At 75.4% G+C, this 15617-nt stretch carries 16 protein-coding genes; 4 read left to right on the top strand and 12 right to left on the bottom strand.

Annotation, left to right across the window (positions count from 1 at the left end; translation table 11 throughout):
- Positions 1-37: 37 nt before the first annotated feature.
- From ACFUEL_RS19395 to ACFUEL_RS19385, 3 genes are all read right to left on the bottom strand, one after another.
- Positions 38-286, bottom strand: a complete 249-nt coding sequence (locus tag ACFUEL_RS19395; RefSeq protein WP_380237583.1) for a hypothetical protein — start codon at positions 284-286, stop codon at positions 38-40.
- 146 nt (positions 287-432) lie between these two features.
- A complete protein-coding gene (locus ACFUEL_RS19390) occupies positions 433-903 on the bottom strand; it encodes a PPOX class F420-dependent oxidoreductase (protein WP_380237582.1) in 471 nt (156 codons plus the stop codon).
- Positions 904-913: 10 nt separating this feature from the next.
- On the bottom strand, positions 914-2119 hold the full coding sequence (locus tag ACFUEL_RS19385) for an MFS transporter (protein ID WP_380237581.1): 1206 nt from the start codon (positions 2117-2119) through the stop codon (positions 914-916).
- A gap of 55 nt (positions 2120-2174) precedes the next feature.
- Between ACFUEL_RS19385 and ACFUEL_RS19380 the strand changes: the two genes are divergently transcribed.
- Positions 2175-2954 (top strand): AraC family transcriptional regulator, encoded by a 780-nt coding sequence (locus ACFUEL_RS19380; protein ID WP_380237580.1) that lies wholly within the window; start codon positions 2175-2177, stop codon positions 2952-2954.
- 7 nt (positions 2955-2961) lie between these two features.
- Here ACFUEL_RS19380 and ACFUEL_RS19375 read toward each other — a convergent pair whose 3' ends face one another.
- Together ACFUEL_RS19375 and ACFUEL_RS19370 are read right to left on the bottom strand one after the other, a co-directional pair.
- Positions 2962-3261 carry a hypothetical protein gene (locus tag ACFUEL_RS19375; RefSeq protein ID WP_380237579.1) on the bottom strand — a complete coding sequence of 100 codons (300 nt, stop codon included), beginning with the start codon at positions 3259-3261 and terminating at the stop codon, positions 2962-2964.
- Between the two features lie 306 nt (positions 3262-3567).
- Complete coding sequence (locus ACFUEL_RS19370) at positions 3568-4266, bottom strand: FadR/GntR family transcriptional regulator (protein ID WP_380237578.1); 699 nt, start codon at positions 4264-4266, stop codon at positions 3568-3570.
- Between the two features lie 165 nt (positions 4267-4431).
- Between ACFUEL_RS19370 and ACFUEL_RS19365 the strand changes: the two genes are divergently transcribed.
- Both ACFUEL_RS19365 and ACFUEL_RS19360 read left to right on the top strand, forming a co-directional pair.
- Positions 4432-4956: a gluconokinase gene (locus ACFUEL_RS19365; RefSeq protein WP_380237577.1), complete on the top strand. Its 525-nt coding sequence runs from the start codon at positions 4432-4434 to the stop codon at positions 4954-4956.
- A gap of 65 nt (positions 4957-5021) precedes the next feature.
- Positions 5022-6422 carry a gluconate:H+ symporter gene (locus ACFUEL_RS19360; protein ID WP_380237575.1) on the top strand — a complete coding sequence of 467 codons (1401 nt, stop codon included), beginning with the start codon at positions 5022-5024 and terminating at the stop codon, positions 6420-6422.
- 83 nt (positions 6423-6505) lie between these two features.
- Here the strand turns inward: ACFUEL_RS19360 and ACFUEL_RS19355 are convergent, their stop codons facing one another.
- The 7 genes from ACFUEL_RS19355 to ACFUEL_RS19325 form a co-directional block, all read right to left on the bottom strand.
- Positions 6506-8110, bottom strand: coding sequence for a glycerol-3-phosphate dehydrogenase/oxidase (locus ACFUEL_RS19355; protein ID WP_380237574.1), 1605 nt, complete (start codon positions 8108-8110; stop codon positions 6506-6508).
- Positions 8111-8184: 74 nt separating this feature from the next.
- Complete coding sequence (gene glpK / locus ACFUEL_RS19350; RefSeq protein WP_380237572.1) at positions 8185-9705, bottom strand: glycerol kinase GlpK; 1521 nt, start codon at positions 9703-9705, stop codon at positions 8185-8187.
- A 204-nt stretch (positions 9706-9909) separates the two neighbouring features.
- Positions 9910-10677 carry an IclR family transcriptional regulator gene (locus ACFUEL_RS19345; RefSeq protein WP_380237571.1) on the bottom strand — a complete coding sequence of 256 codons (768 nt, stop codon included), beginning with the start codon at positions 10675-10677 and terminating at the stop codon, positions 9910-9912.
- Between the two features lie 185 nt (positions 10678-10862).
- Positions 10863-11603, bottom strand: coding sequence for a class I SAM-dependent methyltransferase (locus tag ACFUEL_RS19340; protein WP_380237570.1), 741 nt, complete (start codon positions 11601-11603; stop codon positions 10863-10865).
- A 153-nt stretch (positions 11604-11756) separates the two neighbouring features.
- Positions 11757-12983, bottom strand: coding sequence for a serpin family protein (locus ACFUEL_RS19335; RefSeq protein ID WP_380237569.1), 1227 nt, complete (start codon positions 12981-12983; stop codon positions 11757-11759).
- A gap of 34 nt (positions 12984-13017) precedes the next feature.
- The gene (mmuM, locus tag ACFUEL_RS19330; RefSeq protein WP_380237568.1) at positions 13018-13992 is read right to left on the bottom strand and encodes a homocysteine S-methyltransferase; all 975 of its coding nucleotides are present in this window, start codon (positions 13990-13992) and stop codon (positions 13018-13020) included.
- 171 nt (positions 13993-14163) lie between these two features.
- Positions 14164-14658, bottom strand: coding sequence for a carboxymuconolactone decarboxylase family protein (locus ACFUEL_RS19325; RefSeq protein ID WP_380237567.1), 495 nt, complete (start codon positions 14656-14658; stop codon positions 14164-14166).
- 343 nt (positions 14659-15001) lie between these two features.
- Between ACFUEL_RS19325 and ACFUEL_RS19320 the strand changes: the two genes are divergently transcribed.
- The gene (locus ACFUEL_RS19320) at positions 15002-15541 is read left to right on the top strand and encodes an EF-hand domain-containing protein (protein WP_380237566.1); all 540 of its coding nucleotides are present in this window, start codon (positions 15002-15004) and stop codon (positions 15539-15541) included.
- Positions 15542-15617 lie beyond the last annotated feature (76 nt).

The following is a 15617-nucleotide window of genomic DNA, read 5'->3' as shown; positions in this document are numbered from 1 at the left end:
GCGCAGGCCCCGGCCCGGGTGCTGCGCGCCGCGGCGCTCACCGCAGGGCGTTGGCCAGTGACCGGGTCAGCACGCAGGTGAACCCGACCTCCACCTCGTCACCGCCGTCGCGGCGCAACTCCCGGTCGCACAGGGCGTCCAGCAGGTCCTCCAACGGGACGACGGCGGGCTCGGCGCCCGGCTCCGCGACGTGCAGCACCTTGATCACCCCCGCGCGGACCAGCCGGACCAGCCGGACCAGCCGGGCGGTGTCCGCCGCGACGAACGCCCGCAGCTCCTCGCCCACCAGCTCGGCCGGCCCGGTCGCCGCGCGGCAGCAGCCAGGTCGCCGGATCGGCCAGCCACTCGCGACCAGCCGGTGCGCCGCCGGGGCGCCCCGGGTGCACCCGCCCGGCGCAGGGCGGCTACTGCAGGGCGGCCACGGCAGGGCGGCTACTGCGCGGGCGCCAGCCGGGCCGGGAAGCCGCCGGTGGCGATCGGGCCCCAGCGGCGCGGGGTGATCCGGATCAGCGACTTGCCCTGGCGGCGCATCGCCTCGCGGTACTCGTCCCAGTCCGGGTGCTCGCCCGCGATGTTGCGGAAGTACTCCACCAGCGGCTCCAGCGCCTCCGGCATGTCCAGCACCTCGGCCTCGCCGTCGACCTGCACCCAGGGGCCGTCCCAGTCGTCGGAGAGCACCAGCACGCTCACCGCGGCGTCCCGCTTGGCGTTGCGGGTCTTCGCCCGTTCCGGGTAGGTCGAGACGACGATCCGGCCGTCGTCGTCCACCCCGCAGGTCAGCGGGGATGCCTGCGGGGTGCCGTCGGCGCGGCGGGTGATCAGCAGGGCGCGGTGGCGGGGGCGGACGAACTCCAGCAGCTCGTCCAGCCCGACCCGGGTGTTGGTGGCGATCGAAGGGCTCATGCCGCCCAGCCTAGGAGGCGGCGGCGCTCCCGGCCGGTTCGAGGTCGCGGTCCGCGCCGTCCGCGTCCTTCCAGCGGCCCGGTTCGACCATGAACGCGCCCAGCGCGACGCCCAGCAGCGGGATCGCCGGCAGCAGCCACATCACGCCCTGCGGGCCGTGCTGCTGGGCGACCAGGCCGAACAGCGGGGCGATCAGGCCGCCGACGCTGACGGCCAGGCCCAGGGTGACGCCGGCCGCGGTGCCCGGACGGTTGGGCAGGTAGTCCTGGCCGAGCTTGACCAGCACGGCGAACGGCAGGTTCAGCGCCGCGCCCGCCAGCACGGCGAACAGCAGCGGCGCCCACGCGCCCGGCGTCACCCGCAGCAGCACCAGCATCGGGACGGTCAGCGCGGTGCCCCACTGCGCGGTGCGCACCATGCCGATCCGGTCGGCCAGCCGCCCGCCGCCCAGGGTGCCCGCCACGCCGCCGAGCAGGAAGCAGGTCAGCGCCGCCCCGGCCAGCAGGTGGGAGGCGTGCAACTGCCGCAGCCAGTACAGCTCGATGAAGGTGCTGACGCCGAAGAACACCACCGAGCGGACCACCTCCACCCCGGTCAGCACCAGGAACGGCCGCCAGCGGTCCCGGCCGGAGCGCTTCGCCCCGCCGCCCGCGTGCGGGTGCGTCCGGTGCCGGGCCCGGAACAGCACCGCCGCCATCAGCAGCGCCGGCAGCACGAAGACCGCCGTCGCCCGCACGCCCCACGCCGACAGCAGCGGCGTCGCCAGCACCGGCGCCAGGAAGAACCCGACGCTGCCGCCCGCCGCGAAGACGCTCATCGCGCTGGTGGAGTCGCCCGCCGCCTCCCGGGCCGCCCGCCCCGCCGCCGGGTGGAAGACCGCCACCCCCAGGCCGGAGAGCAGCACCAGCAGCCACACCAGCGCGTACCCGTCGGCCAGCCCGCTCAGCCCCGCGCCCACCCCGGCCAGCGCCAGCCCCGCCGCCGACAGCCAGGGCAGCGGGCGCCGGTCCACCAGCAGGCCCACCAGCGGCTGCGGGACGGCGCTGCCCAGCGTCGCCGCCAGGGTCAACCCGCCCGCCGCCACGTACCCGTAGCCGCGCTCCAGCACGAAGTACGGCACCACCGCCGGGACCAGGCCCTGGTACAGGTCGTCCACGGCGTGCGCCGCGCCCCACATCCGCATCCGGCGCCACACGCCGGGCAGTTCACTCGTCATGCGCACCAGGGTGGCGGCCGCGGCGGGGTGCGGGCTTCCGGTACTCTGCCAATCCATGTCGCCAACCCGCCAACCGTCCGAGGGCCGCCCGCAGGAGGACGCGCCCCACCAGAAGGAGACCGGCCCCAGCCGGCACCCGCTGGCGCACCGGGAGCGGATCGACTGGCACTGGCACGACGTCAACCAGCTGATCACCCCCGGCCTGGGCGTGCTGGAGGTGAGCACCCCGTACGGCCGCTGGGTCGTCCCGCCGCACCGCGCGGTGTGGCTGCCCGCCGGCGTCCCGCACACCCACCGGGCGCACGGGCCCAGCGAGTTGCGCTGCCTGGTCTACCCGGCGGGGACCAGCCCGCTGCGCCTCGCCGCGCCCGCCGTGCTGGCCGTCACCCCGCTGCTGCGCGAGATCATCGCCCACCTGACCGGCCCCGGCGCCCCCGCCGGACGCCCCGCCCGGACCCTCGAGCAGGCCGCCCTGGACCAGCTCGCGCACGCCCCCGAACTCCCGCTCGGCCTCCCGCGGCCCACCGACCCCCGGCTGCGCGACCTGGCCGACCTGCTGGCCGCCGACCCCGCCGACGACCGCTCACTGGCCGAACTCGGCCGCGCCGTCGGCGCCGCCGAACGCACCCTCAGCCGGCTCTTCCGCGCCGAACTCGGCCTCGGCTTCCCGCAGTGGCGCACCCAACTGCGCCTCCAGCACGCCCTGGTGCTGCTCGCCCGGGGCCGCTCGGTCACCGCCACCGCCGCCGCCTGCGGCTTCCGCTCGCCGAGCGCGTTCATCGAGGCGTTCCGGCACGCCTTCGGCACCACCCCCGGCCGCCACCAGCGGGGCTGACCGGCCGTCAGCGGTGCCGCCGCCCGCTCCCGTGCCCGCGCGAACCCTCCAGCGGCCCGGCCGAGTTGGGGGCGCGGCGGCGGGAGGCGGCGACCTGCCGGGAGACCACCACGTCGATCAGGCACCAGGCGAGCGCGAAGACCCCCAGCGCCATCAGCGCCAACGCCGGTGTCAGCAGCCCGGTGTGCGCCCAGGACGCGAACAGCGCCACCACGAAGGTGAACACCGTGAAGGCGAACGCCATGCCCGCCCGGACGGCGGCCGCCCGCACCTCGTCCGGCAGCCGCCCGCGCCGACGAACGGCCATCACCGACCCCCTGTCGCCCGTGCGCCCCCGCGGACGCACCGAGACCAGCCCTGCCCCGTCCGGGGGAGGCTATTCCGCCGGGAGGGCCGATCCAGTCGACCGTGGGCGTGTCGCACCGACGGCGCCCCCCGGCTCCCCGACAGGATCGTAACCGGGACCGCAAGGGCGCCCTCGGCGGCCAACCGGGCGGCGGCCAACCGGTCGGCGGTCGGCGGGTGTTCGGTCGGCGGCGGTTCGGTCGGCGGGTGTTCGGTCGGCGGCGGTTCGGTCGGCGGCTGTCCGGTCGGCGGGCGCGGGCTCGGGCGCTCAGTCGGGCAGGGTGGCGTCCAACTCCTCCAGCGCGCCGACCACGATGGTCCGCATCGCCCGCTCCGCCAGCTCCGGATCGCCCGCGCAGATCGCCTGCGCCACCTCCCGGTGCAACTGGACGGCGTACTCGCGCGGCCGGTGCGGCATCAGCCGGTGCTCGGTGCGGCCGGTGAGGACCGCGCCCACGGTGTCCTTCAGGTGCGCGAACATCTCGTTGCCGGACGCCCGCAGCACCGCCGCGTGGAAGGCGATGTCGTGCGCCAGGAAGGCGTCCAGGTCCGCGGCCCGCGCGGTGACGGTCAGCTCGACGGCCAGCGCGCTCAACTCCCGCCGGTCGTCGTCCCCCGCGCACCGGGCCGCCAGCGCCGCCGCCGCGGGCTCCACCGCGACCCGCAGCGAACCCAGCGAACGCAGCTGCGCCGAGCGGTCCGCCCCGGCCAGCCGCCAGCGGATCACCAGCGGATCGAACACGTCCCAGTCGGCCTTCGGGCGGACGGTGATGCCGACCCGCCGGCGCGGCTCGACCAGCCGCATCGACTCCAGGATGCGCACCGCCTCCCGCACCACCGTGCGGGACACCCCGTGCCGCTGCTCCAGCTCCTCGGCGCGCAGCACCGTCCCCTCCGGCAACTCCCCGGAGGCGATGGCCGGACCGAGTTCGGCGAGCAGCCGGCCGGGCAACCCCTGGATCTCCATCCGGCCAGCTTATCGGCGCGATCACGGGGAAGGCGGCCCCCGTCCCGCCCCCTCCCACCAGGCCGGATGCCAAAAAGTATGACGATTGGGTTTCGGTCGCTTGAATAAGTCATACCTTTGCGCCAAGGTTGCCCACGCAAGCAGGCAAGGACAGGAGCACCACCCATGGCTCTCAGCGCCGAGATCCAGCAGCCCCCCGCCGTCGTGGTGATGGGGGTCTCCGGAGTCGGGAAGACCACCGTCGCCCGGCTGCTCGCCGAGCGTCTCGGGCTTCCGTACGCCGAGGCCGACGACTTCCACCCCGCCGCCAACATCGCCAAGATGAGCGCCGGCACCCCGCTCGACGACCAGGACCGGCAGCCCTGGCTGCGCGCCCTCGGCGGCTGGCTGGGGGAGCGGGCCGCGGCCGGCGGCGGGGGAGTGGTCACCTGCTCCGCGCTCAAGCGGAGCTACCGGGACGTGCTGCGGGCCGCCTGCCCGGACGCGTTCTTCCTGCACCTGTCCGGCGGCCACGACCTGGTCGGCGACCGGCTCGCGCACCGCACCGGCCACTTCATGCCGCCCTCGCTGCTGGACTCCCAGTACGCCGCGCTCGAACCGCTCCAACCGGACGAGAACGGCACCGTGCTGGACGTCGACGCCGACCCCGACACGCTGGTCGAGCGCGCCGTCGCCGCCCTGGCCCGCTGAGCCCCCACCCCCCACGTCACACCCCGCCACCGTCCGCCCGACAGCCGGGCGGTGGCGGCCCGTCAATGGAGACCCCCGTGACCCCCACCCTGCTGGCGGCCGACGCACCGGCGCTGCCGCACACCGCGAGCAACGGCCAACTGCTGCTCGCCGTGCTGCTCGCCATCGGCGCGATCGTGCTGCTGATCACCAAGCTCAAGCTGCACCCGTTCCTGGCCCTCACGCTCGGCTCCGGGCTGCTGGCGGCCGTCGCCGGGGCGCCCTTCGACAAGCTGCTGGCCAGCTTCTCCACCGGTTTCGGCGCCACCGTCGCCTCGGTGGGCCTCCTGATCGGCCTGGGCGCGATGCTCGGCAAGCTGCTCGCCGACTCGGGCGGCGCCAACACCATCGCGGACACCGTGCTGGCCCGCACCGGCCCCAGGCTGCTGCCCTGGGCGATGGCGCTGATCGCCGCCGTGCTCGGTCTGCCGCTGTTCTTCGAGGTCGGCGTGGTGCTGCTGGTGCCGATCGTGCTGCTGGTGGCCCGGCGCGGCAACGCCCCGCTGATCGGGATCGGCATCCCCGCGCTGGCCGGCCTCTCGGTGCTGCACGGCCTCGTCCCGCCGCACCCGGGCCCGCTGGTCGCCGTCGACGCCCTGCACGCCGACCTGGGCGTGACCCTGGCGCTCGGCCTGCTGATCGCCGTCCCGACCCTGATCGTGGCCGGCCCGCTGTTCGGCCGGCTCGCCCAGCGCTGGGTCGGCCCGCTGGAGCTCCCGGTCGAGACCGCGCCGGTCGACACCGTCAAGCGCGAGCGGAGCCCGAAGTTCGGCGCCGTGCTGGCCACCATCCTGCTGCCGGTGGTGCTGATGCTCGGCAAGGCGCTGGCGGACGTGGTGGTCGACGACCCGAAGGCCACCGTCCAGCGGGTCCTCGACTTCATCGGCTCCCCGCTGATCGCGCTGCTCGCCGCGACCCTGCTCGGCATGCTCACCCTGGGCCGGGCGGCCGGCTTCGACAAGGGCCGGATCTCCGAGACGGTCGGCTCCGCGCTCGGCCCGATCGCCGGGATCGTGTTCATCGTCGGCGCGGGCGGCGGCTTCAAGCAGACCCTGATCGACGTCGGCGTCGGCCAGGCGGTCAGCGAGTGGTCCGGCAAGTGGCACGTCTCCGCGCTGCTGCTGGGCTGGCTGATCGCGGTGCTGATCCGGCTGGCCACCGGCTCGGCGACGGTCGCCACCATCACCGCCGCGGGCATCGTCGGCCCGCTGGCCGCCGGGATGTCCACCAGCCACGCCGCGCTGCTGGTGCTGGCGATCGGCGCCGGGTCGCTGTTCCTGTCGCACGTCAACGACGCCGGGTTCTGGCTGGTGAAGGAGTACTTCGGGATGAGCGTCGGCCAGACGCTGAAGTCCTGGTCGGTGATGGAGACGATCATCTCGGTGGTCGCCATCGCGCTGATCCTGCCGCTCAGCCTGATCATCTGACGATCAGCCCCGGCAGCCCCGAAAAAAGCCGCGACGCCCTCCGGACTTCCCGCTTCTCCCGGAGGGCGTCGCCCTGTCCCCGGCTACCGGGCCAGCAGCTCCGCGGTGCGCTTGCGCACCTCCGTGCCGTCCAGCCCGCGCACCGTCAGCGTGGTGCGCCGCCGCAGCACGTCGTCCACCGTGTACGCCCACTCCTGCTCGGCCGCGTACACCACCTGCGCCCACACGTCCGGCCCGTCCGGGTGGATCCGCTCGCCCAGCTCGGGGCGCTCGGCGATCAGCCGGGCGATGTCGAAGGACAGCGTGCCGTAGTGGGTGGCCAGGTTGCGGGCCACCAGCGGGTCCATCCGGCCGCCCGGCTCGCGGTCGGTCAGCAGCCGGCGGGCCACCGCCTGCGGGGAGCCGATGCCCGGCAGCGGGACGGTCGGCGGGATCGGCGAGACGTCCTCGGCCAGGCCCACGCCCGGGGCGTGCTTGAGCTTCTCCAGCACCACCCGGCCGATGTGCCGGTACGTCGTCCACTTGCCGCCCGCCACCGACAGCATCCCGGCCCGGCCCTCGGTCACCACCGTCTCCCGCTTGGCCGCCGCGGTCCCCCCGGGCCCGCCCGGCAGCACCCGCAGGCCCGCGAAGGCGTACGTGATGTCCTCCCGGCGCAGGTGCTCGCCGCGCACCGCGTGCCCGGCCTCGGCCAGGATCTGGTCGACGTCCGCCTCGCCGGCCCGCACCTCCAGCGGATCGCCGGCGTACTCCTCGTCGGTGGTGCCGAGCAGGACGTGGTCCTCCCACGGGATGGCGAACGACACCCGGTAGTGGTCGATCGGGATGGTCAGCGCCGCCCGCCACGGCGCCTGCCGGCGCAGCACCACGTGCGCGCCCTTGGACAGCCGGATCGACGGCGCCGCGCCCGCGTGCTCCATCTGCCGCAGGCGGTCCACCCACGGGCCGGTGGCGTTCAGCACCAGCCGGGCGTCCACCCCGAACTCCGTGCCGTCCAGGGTGTCGCGCACCTCCGCGCCGGTGACCCGGCCGCGGGTGAAGCGCAGCCCGGTCACCTCGGCGTGGTTGAGCACCACCGCGCCCGCGTCCACCGCCGCCCGCACCGTCATCACGGCCATCCGGGCGTCGTTCATCTGGTGGTCGCCGTACACCGCGACCCGCCGCAGCCCTTCGGTGCGCAGCCCCGGCACCGCGCGGGCCGCCACCGACGGGGAGACCACCCGGCCCAGGCCGTCGCGGAACGCCGACAGCGCCGAGTACAGGAACACGCCCGCGCCGAGCTTCGGCGCCGAGTGCGGCCCGCCCTCGTACACCGGCACGAAGAAGGTCAGCGGGCTGACCAGGTGCGGGGCCACGTCGGTCGCCAGCGCCCGGCGCTCCCGGTGGTTCTCGGCGACCAGCCGCACCGCGCCGGTCTGCAGGTAGCGCAGCCCGCCGTGGACCAGCTTGGACGAGGCCGAGGAGGTCGCGTTGGCGAAGTCCCCGGCGTCCACCATGGCCACCTTCAACCCGGCCTGGGCGGCCGTCCACGCGGTGGCGGTGCCCAGGATGCCGCCGCCGATCACCAGCAGGTCGTAGCGGGCCCGGCCGAGCAGCTCGCGGGTGGCGGCGCGCGGGGCGAGCCGGCCCGCGGTGCGCTCGGCGCCCAGGGTCGGGACGGTGGCCACGGGGTGCGGGGTGGTTGCCATGGTGTGTGTCGGACGAGCCGTGGGCCGGTCCGCTGCTCCTTCCGATCGGTGGGTCCTGCCGGGCGGGTCGGGGGTCAGGCCCCCGGCTGCTCGTCCTGGTCGATCCAGCCCATGGTGCGCTCCACGGCCTTCAACCAGTTGCGGTGCTCGCGCTCGCGCGTGTCGGCGGCCATCTTCGGCGTCCACTCGGCGGCCCGGTGCCAGTTCGCCCGCAGCGTCTCCTGGCCGTCCCAGAAGCCGACCGCCAGGCCCGCCGCGTAGGCCGCGCCCAGCGCGGTGGTCTCGGCGACGTACGGGCGCTCGACCGGGACGTCCAGCACGTCCGCGATGCACTGCATCAGCAGGTTGTTGGAGGTCATCCCGCCGTCCACCTTCAGCGCGGTCAGCGTGACCCCGGAGTCCTTCTGCATCGCGTCCACCACCTCCCGGGTCTGCCAGGCCGTCGCCTCCAGCACCGCCCGCGCCAGGTGCCCCTTGGTGACGTACCTGGTCAGCCCGGTGATCACGCCGCGCGCGTCGGAGCGCCAGTACGGCGCGAACAGGCCGGAGAACGCGGGCACCACGTACGCGCCGCCGTTGTCCTCCACGGTGCCCGCCAGGGTCTCGACCTCGGCGGCCGTCGAGATGATCCCGAGCTGGTCGCGCAGCCACTGCACCAGCGAGCCGGTCACCGCGATCGACCCCTCCAGGGCGTACACCGGCGGCTGCTCGCCGATCCGGAAGCCGACCGTGGTGAGCAGCCCGTGGTACGAGTGGACGACCCTCCCGCCGGTGTTCAGCAGCAGGAAGGTGCCGGTGCCGTACGTCGACTTGGCCTCGCCCTCGGCGAAGCAGGTCTGGCCGAACAGCGCCGCCTGCTGGTCGCCGAGCGCCGCCGCGACCGGCACGCCCGCCAGGTCGCCGACCGCCTCGCCGTACACCTCGGCGGAGGAGCGGATCTCCGGCAGCATCGCCGGCGGGACGCCGATCGACTCGGCGATCCGCTCGTCCCACTGGAGGGTGTGCAGGTTCATCAGCAGGGTGCGGGAGGCGTTGGTGACGTCGGTGACGTGCCGGCCGCCGTCCACGCCGCCGGTCAGGTTCCAGATCAGCCAGCTGTCCATCGTCCCGAACAGCACGTCCCCGGCCTCGGCGCGCTCGCGCAGGCCCTCGACGTGGTCCAGCAGCCAGCGGATCTTCGGGCCGGCGAAGTAGCTGGCCAGCGGCAGGCCGGTCTCCCGGCGGAACCGGTCCTGGCCGACGTTGCGGCCCAGCTCGCGGCAGAGCGCCTCGGTGCGGGTGTCCTGCCAGACGATCGCGTTGTGCACCGGCACGCCGGTGTGCCGGTCCCACAGCACCGTGGTCTCGCGCTGGTTGGTGATGCCCACCGCCCTGATGTCCGCCGCGGTCAGCCCGGCCTTCGCCAGCGCGCCGCGCACCACCGAGCGCACCCTGGTCCAGATCTCCGCCGCGTCGTGCTCCACCCAGCCGGGCCGCGGGAAGACCTGCGAGTGCTCCTGCTGCTCGACGGCGACGATCCGGCCGTCCGCGTCGAACAGGATGCACCGGCTGGACGTGGTGCCCTGGTCGATCGCGGCGATGTGGCTGGCAGTCATGCGGTACCTCGGCTCGTGGGCGGCAACGGGGCGGGGGTGACCATTCGTCAGTCCCCGTACGCGCGGGTCCGGCAAACCCGGCGGGACGGTCGGCCCGGGGCGGCCGGACGGCGTTCGACAATGTCGAACGACCTTCGGAAGCCAACCGCAGCCGGACGCCCGCCGTCAAGGCGGTGTGACGCAGCCCGCGCACCGGCCCGGGGCTCAGAACCGGTGCGCGCCCAAGTCCCGGGAGATCGCCCGGGCCGCCGTCCGCACCGAGGCCACCAGCGCCGGCCGCACCGCGCCGTCCGGGCCGCACACCGTCTCCACCGCGCCCGACACGCACACCGCGCCCACCGGGTTGCGCCGCCGGTCCTGGACCAGCGCCGCCACCGAGGCCACCCCCTCCCAGGTCTCCTCCACCGCGTCCGCCCAGCCCCGCTCGCGCACCAGCGCGCACTGCGCGTCCAGCGCGGCCGGCTCCGTCACCGTCCGGGCCGTGAACGCCTCCCACGGGCCGTCGCCCAACTCGCCGCGCGCCACCGGGTCGTACGCCAGCAGCACCTTGCCCAGCGCCGTCGCGTGCAGCGGCTGCATCGAACCGACCTCCAGCACCTGCCGCGAGTCGTCCGGCCGGAACACGTGGTGCACCACCAGCACCCCCCGCTGGTGCAGCACCCCCAGGTACACCGTCTCCCCGGCCGCCCGCGCCAGGTCGTCCGCCCACACCAGCGCCCGGGCCCGCAGCTCGTGCACGTCCAGGTAGCTCTGGCCCAGCCGCAGCAGCTCCGCCCCCAACTGGTACTTGCCGCTCTCCGGGTCCTGCTCGACGAAGCCCTCCTGCTGGAGCGTGCGCAGGATCCCGTGCGCGGTGCCCTTCGCCAGCCCCAGTCCCGCCGCCACCTCCGACAGGCCCAGCCGACGCTCCCCGCCCGCCAGCAGCCGCAGGATCGCGGCCGCCCGCGACAGCGACTGGATCGCACCGGGCACCCGCCACCTCCACCGAACACCGGTCGACCATGCCGACCACGACACCGAGAACGGGGCGACGCGCCCTCGAAGACCGTACTACCCGGCCGCCCCGTCCCGCCGCCCCGTCCTCCGTCCGGCCCCCGTCCGTCCCCCGTCCGTCCCCCGTCCCCCGGGCGGCCCTTCCGTCCCCCGGGCCGCGCCGGCTAGGCCCGGCAGCGGAGCATCACCAGCGGCGGGTTCTCCACCAGGTCCGCCCAGAACTCCGCGCCGAACGCCGCCAGGCCCTCCGCCGACACCTCCAGCGGCACCCACTCCAGGCCGCGGAACCCGGCCCCCCGCAGGCAGGACTCGTACACCGCGCGGGACGGCGGGTTCGCCGGGAACGAGACCGGCGGCTCCAGCAGCGCCGTCACCCGCACCCGCGGGCCGATCTCGGTGTCCTCGCCCGCCCGCTCGCAGCGGAAGCCGTACTTGTCCAGCGGCGGCCCGTCGAACCGGAACTCCGGACTCTGCCCGAACACGAAGAACCCGCCGCCCGGCACCAGGGACCGGTGGATCCGGCGGCACATCCGCTCCAACGCCGCCACGTCCGGCGCGTAGTTGAACGCCTGCACCGCCACCGCCAGGTCGAACGGCTCCCCGAACGCCCGCAGCTCCGCGACGTCCCCCACCTCGTACGCCACCCCCAGCGGCTCGCGCTCCTCCGCCGCCCGCGCCGCGTCCACCATCACCGGGGAGACGTCCACCCCCAGCACCCGGGAGGCGCCGCGCCGCCGCAGCTCACGGCTGTAGAACCCCGTCCCGCACGCCAGGTCGAGCACCGACCGGCCGTGCACGTCCCCCACCATGGCCAGGAAGGCCGGCACCTCGCCGTACCGCGCCAGCGGCAAGGTCTTGAACCCCTCGAACGACTCCCCGATCCCGTCGTACAGCTGCGTGCCCATCAGTGCGGTCCCCTCGCTCCGTGGCGTCGGCCCCCGGCCGCGGCCCCTGCCCGGAATCCTCCCGGCGACCGGGCCGCGCGGCGTACTGGCCGAAGCCACGAAACCCCCGCCCCGCCGCGCCCCGCCGCCGCACCGAACCTCCGACCCGGTGCGTCAGGCCCCCGCCGGCTCCGCCACCCAGCCCGCGACCAGGGCCAGGCCGGTCGGGCGGTGCACCGCGAGGAAGGCGAACGGGCGGTCGAAGCGGGCCGTCGCCCGGCGCGAGCGGAAGGGGGAGGGGCCGCCCACCGCCATGCCCCGGGTCATCTCCACCACGGTGACCGCGCTCGCCTCGAAGCCCTTCGCGGAGAACTCCGCCACCGCGGCCTGCTTGGCCCCGCCGACCCGCAGCGGGGTGCTCCGGCTGATGCCCGGGAAGTGGCTGCCGGGCCCGGCAGCCGTGCCCAGGCCGAACAGCCCGGCGAGCGCCAGCAGGTCGTGCTCCGCCGCCACCCGGAAGGCCACCGTCTCCAGCACGCCCGAGTTCCGCGGCGCCGAGGACTCCACCGACTCCACCTCCAGCCCCGGCCACTCCTCCCCGTCCGACAGGCCCTCCACCGGCATCCGCCAGGCCGCGCCCGACAGCAGCTCGAACCCGGCCGCCACCACCGCGCCCGGCTCGGCCGCCTCCGCGCCGAGCACCAGGTGCACGTCCACCTCGCCGTCGCCCACCACCCGGACCTCCGTCACCGGGCCCGCCGAGGTCTCCGCCACCGCGATCCGCTCGTACAGCTCCGGGCCGGAGGCCGTGAGCAGGGTGAACTGCCGCCAGGCCCACGGACCCAGGTCGGTCCGGGAGCGGGCCGGCCGGAACGGCTTCGCCCACGCGGTGCGCACCGTCAGCGCCGAGGCCAGCAGCAGGAGCGTCCCGGACAGCTCCGCCGGCATCCGCTCGATCAGGCCGCCGGTCCGCTCCCGCACCCAACCGTCCAGCGCTGCCCGGTCCTTGGCCTCGTCGCCGGTCAACTTCCCCCACATCGAGGCGTCCAGCCGCTCCAGCCAGCCGGGCTCCACCTCGACCCCGTTCGCCGTCCACAGCCCCAACGCCGTAGTGCAGCCCGGTACTTCACCCACCCGTGCCAGCAACTCCCGTGCCACTGAAGGGGCCTGTTCGGCCGGGAGGCCCAGGGCGGCGGTCAGCTCGTCGCGGGCCGGGCCGTGCGCGCCCGCCGCCAGCAGCGCCAGCAGCGGCCACACCCCGAGGGCCGTCCAGACCTGGCCGGCCGCGAAGTCCAACTCCCGCCCCCAGCGCGCCCCCAGCGCGTTCACCCGTTCGACCGCCACCGCGTCCACCGTCGTCCCGTCCCTTTCTGCCGCTGCCTGCGCCGTCCGGCCCGCCATCAGTACCAGACCGGCCGGACGGCGCCCCACCCGATTACCCGCCGGGCCGCTCGCCGGGTCCCGCGTCGACGCCCGTCGCGCGCTCGGCGATCGCCGCGATCGCCGCCGGGCCGACCCGGCAGCAGCCGCCGACCAGCCGGGCCCCGGCTGCCACCCAGGACGCCGCCAGCGCGGGATCGAACGCCGCCGGGCCCGTCCAGCGCCGGGCCGCCGCGTCCCAGCCCTCCCCGCTGTTGGGGTAGGCCACCGCGGGCAGGCCGGTCACCTCCGCCGCCAGCGCCACCGCCGCCTCGACCTCCTGCGGCGCACAGCAGTTGACACCCACCGCCACCGCCTCCGGCACCTCCGCCACCAGCGCGAACACCTCCGCGAGCGGCTCCCCGCCCCGGGTCAGCCCGTCCGCCGCACCGAACGAGAACCACACCGGCACCCCCAACCCCCGCACGCACTCCGCCAGGACGGCCGCCTCCAGCAGGTCGGGCACCGTCTCCACCGCCAGCACGTCCGGCCCGGCCGCCGCCAGCACCTCCAGCCGGGGACGGTGGAACTCCGCCAACTCCGCGGCCGACAGCCCGTAGTGGCCCCGGTACTCCGAACCGTCCGCCAGCACCGCCCCGTACGGTCCCACCGACGCCGCCACCCAGCGCGGACGGCCGTCGCCCAGCTCCGCCGCCACCTCCTCGGCGGCCAGCCGCGCCACCTCCACGCTCAGCGCCAGCAGCCGGTCCGTCTTCGCCGCGTCCACGCCCCGGGTGGCGAAACCGGCACGGCTCGCCTGGTAGCTCGCGGTGGTTGCCACCCGGGCCCCCGCCAGGAAGTACGCCCGGTGCGCCGCGACCAGTTGCCGGGGCTCGTCCAGCAGCAGCCGGGCCGACCACAGTGCGTCCGACAAGTCACAGCCCTGCGCGGCCAGTTGGTTCGACAGGCCGCCGTCGAGCAGCACCGGCCCGGCCGCCATCGCCGAGACCAGTGCCGCACCGGAGGGGGAGCCGTCGAAGTCCGTCGCCATCCCTCAAGCCTGCACCCGCCACCGGCTTCCGGCGAACCGGCCGGAACCCGCGACCGGGTGCAGCCGGGGGCGGCCGGGTGCGGCCGGGGACGGCCTGGGACGGCCGGGTGCGAGCGGGACGGTCGGGCGCGGTCGGGCGCGGTCGGGTGCGGGGCCGGGCGGCCGCCGGACTCAGAGCGTCTCGGTCGCCACCGGGCGCGAGGTGACCGCGATCCGGTTGTAGGTGTTCACCACGGTCGCCGCCCACGCCACGAACGCCGCCTCCGGCTCCGACAGCACCGCCTGCGCGGCCCGCCTGGCCCGGGCGCCCTCCGCCCGGTCGGTCAGCCGGGTGACCGCCTCGGCCAGGGCTAGCGCGGCCCGCTCCCGGGGCGTGAACAGCTCGGACTCCCGCCACACCACCAACTGGGCCAGCCGTTCGTCCCGTTCGCCCGCCTTGCGGGCCGACTCCGTGTGCAGGCCGACGCAGTACACGCAGCCGTTCAGCTGCGAGCAGCGCAGCCGCACCAGTTCCAGCAGCAGCGGGTCGAGCCCGGCCGCCGTCGCGGCCTCCTCCACCGCCCCGTGCAGGGCGTGCACGGCGGCGAACGCCTGCGGGCCCCACTCGGTCATCGGCAGCGCCGGGAGCGGGGGAAGGGTGGCGGGCGGCGGAAGCGTTTCGGTCATCCTTCGAGCGTAGGACCGGTCCGGGGCCCGGCGGGTGGCGGAAACGCGCCCGGTCACCCACTCGGGAGGCCGCCCGCGAAACCGTTGACGGTGTCCCCAAATCGTGGCGCGGAAGCCGTGGTTCAAGGACCGTACGACTGGCGGAGCGTCAACGAACCGAGAAGGTCACCCGGTTGGCCGCACGTGTGCGATCCGTCGCTCAGCGTGCCGGTAGTGTGACGTTCCGTTGCCGCACCGATGGTGTGACGGCCCATGCGAAAGCACCGCCCGCCGGGCGGCACCCGCCGGCCCCGTCCCTGGGACGGCCACCGCCCGCGCCAGACCCACACTGGAGAAACCCGCGATGACCACTTCCGTGCAGCTCGACCGTGCCCAGAAGCGTTTCGACCTCTGGGACGTGAACGGTGACGGCCAGATCGACCGCTCCGACTGGCAGGCCGAGGCCCAGCGCATCCTGCAGGCGTTCGGCGAGGCCCCGGTCTCCCCGGCCGGCCGCCAGCTGACCGAGGCGTACCTCGGCATGTGGAGCTTCTTCGCCGACAAGGCCGGCATCGACGAGCAGACCGGTGCGCTCACCCCCGAGCAGTTCAACCACATCGCCGAGGAGCACATCCTGGAGAACGGCGGCGCCGGCTTCGGCCGGGTCGTCAAGCCGACCATCCAGGCCATGGTCGAGCTGGTCGACGTGGACGGCGACGGCCAGGTCAACCCGGCCGAGTTCAAGACCTGGCTGGACGCGATCGGCGTCTCGAGCGTCGAGCCCGCCGAGGCGTTCCGCCAGATCGACGCCAACGGCGACGGCCAGCTGTCCGTCGAGGAGCTCGTCCAGGCCGTGCGCGCCTACCACCTGGGCGACATCGACGTCCCGCTGCTCGGCCGCTGACGACGCCCGGCTGCTGACGGCCGACGACGTGCGCTGACGGCCGGAGGGCCCGGAGCGGGGACGGCGCCCCCCGCTC

This window comes from Kitasatospora sp. NPDC057198 (genome assembly GCF_042670125.1).
GTDB lineage: Bacteria > Actinomycetota > Actinomycetes > Streptomycetales > Streptomycetaceae > Kitasatospora.
Note: the sequence above shows the minus strand (reverse complement) of the source record. Positions and strands in the feature narration are given on the sequence as shown.